The following is a 1,976-nucleotide window of genomic DNA, read 5'->3' on the forward strand; positions in this document are numbered from 1 at the left end:
GCCAAGCAGCACGCTTCCCGGAGACCAGATTTGCGTACACCTTCAATAGAAGGGCCGAGCCAAAGATCTGGCAATCATGAGAACCGCGTGCAAGACATGGGTAAAACCGACAAACTCGCGCGTGCGAAAGAACGACCTCATCCCGGCCAATGGGACGAGGACGAAGTAATGACCCTTGTCGAGGCCGCTGTCGTATTTTTCCCGCAAGGTCCATTGACATTATCATCATTGCGCAGGGCAGCGGCTGTCGGGACTCTTGAAATCGCCAAAGTGGCAGGCAAGGATCTGACCACGCCTCGTGCCATCCGAAAATTGGTCAAGCGGTCATGCCGGGCCGCAAAGCCAAGCCACCACGACTCTGGTTCAGAGAGGACGACAACACCTGGATCATCCTCGACCGTGGCCGGCAAATCCGCACAGGTTGCGGCCGCGACGACATTGACGGCGCTGCGAAGGCGCTCGAAAATTACATTGGTGGACGACACACCAGTACAATTGGAGCGACTGACCCTGGTGTCCTCGCAATAGCCGACGTCCTCACCGCTTACGAGATCTCGAAGCGGCCCAAGGACGAGAATGACGAGCGAGCCTGGGCGCAGCATGACTTGATGCTGATCCGCCTGCTCGATCTTAATAACTTCTTCGGCGACAAGACGGTCAGCGCCATCAGGGCGCAACTCTGTCGCGATTTTGTCGATTGGTCCACCGGCACGCCTAATGAAAGCAACAGGCGAGCGGGGATCAAGCCTCGCGAACGCAAGGTGTCCGACCAAACCGCGCGGCGCCGGCTTGAAGATTTACGGGCTGCCCTCAACGCGTACCATGCGGAACACACGCTGAGCGTGGTCCCGAAGATTGCCCTGCCTCCCAAGGCGGAAGGCCGACACCGCTGGCTGACGCGCAATGAAGCCGCAAGGCTCGTCGGTGCTGCAATCGGCTATGTGTGGGATATTGAAGGAGTGAGCTGGAAGCGCAGGGAAGACGGCACCCTGTTGCGCCGTGAGCGTTGGATTATCCGCAGGCGTTACCCAGCTGCGCGCTTTTGCCTGATCGGCATTTACAGTGCCCGCCGCGAGGAAACTATCCGGCGCACGCAATGGGTACCCACCATGACCCATCCGTGGATGAACCTGGATGCGATGGTCTATCAGGGTAAAGGCGCCCTGGAGCGATCCACCAAGAAGCGGCGACCTGCGGCAAAGATCGCCGCCCGCTTGCGTCCCCACTTGGTTCGTTGGTGCAGGATTGATCAGAAGCGTTCGGCTGAGCTGCGCGCGGCTGGCATTCTGAAGAATGGCGAGCAGATCCGGTTCGTCGTCAATCGCGTGAACGACGGCCAGCCGCTTGCCGGTAAGATCAGGTCGGCTTGGGAGGGAATTCTGGAGGATGCAGGACTTGGCTGTGATGTGGTGCGGCATTCCCTGCGCCACACAGCAGCAACGTGGCTGATGCAGGCCGGCGTCGACATGTGGGAGGCCGCTGGCTGGCTGGGAATGACGGTTGAGCAGCTGGAGGCCAACTATGGCCATCACCACCCGGATTTCCAGGAAGAGGCAGCAGAGGCGTTTGGAGGACGGCGATAAGGCTCCAAATCAATCATTTCGTTGCGCATTTCATTGCGAACGAAAATCATCGAAACTATAAGTATTTGAAAGAATGGTCGGAGTGGCAGGATTCGAACCTGCGACCCCTGCGTCCCGAACGCAGTGCTCTACCGGGCTGAGCCACACTCCGACTAAGAACGCGGCTTATAGCCTTGGGTGTGCCGCACCGCAAGGCATCGAATTCACCGATTTTGCCCAGCAATCGGACTGAACTGGGTGAACCAAGTCAACGTAGAGCGAGCCAAGTGAATCAAGCTGAACTGGACCCGATCACCGCGATGCTGCCGGCCTCCGCGGCCGCCGTGGCCGCCGCCACGCGCTGTCTCGCGGCAGGCGGCCTGGTCGCGTTCCCGACCGAGACGGTCTATGGAC

The 1,976-nt window shown here is 59.5% G+C and carries 1 protein-coding gene and 1 tRNA gene; one reads left to right on the forward strand and one right to left on the reverse strand.

Going from position 1 to position 1,976, the window contains the following annotated elements; genetic code table 11:
* Positions 1 to 326: 326 nt before the first annotated feature.
* Positions 327 to 1,583 carry a hypothetical protein gene (locus tag WCB02_RS07955; RefSeq protein WP_423957327.1) on the forward strand — a complete coding sequence of 419 codons (1,257 nt, stop codon included), beginning with the start codon at positions 327 to 329 and terminating at the stop codon, positions 1,581 to 1,583.
* Positions 1,584 to 1,657: 74 nt separating this feature from the next.
* Here WCB02_RS07955 and WCB02_RS07960 read toward each other — a convergent pair.
* Positions 1,658 to 1,734 (reverse strand) — tRNA-Pro (locus WCB02_RS07960).
* Positions 1,735 to 1,976 lie beyond the last annotated feature (242 nt).

Origin of the sequence: Bradyrhizobium sp. (genome assembly GCF_049581145.1) — a bacterium.
Taxonomy (GTDB): Bacteria; Pseudomonadota; Alphaproteobacteria; order Rhizobiales; family Xanthobacteraceae; genus Bradyrhizobium.

Coding starts and splice junctions, on each gene's coding strand:
- WCB02_RS07955 (WP_423957327.1), top strand. CDS start 327: ATGCCGGGCCGCAAAGCCAAGCCACCACGACTCTGGTTCAGAGAGGAC.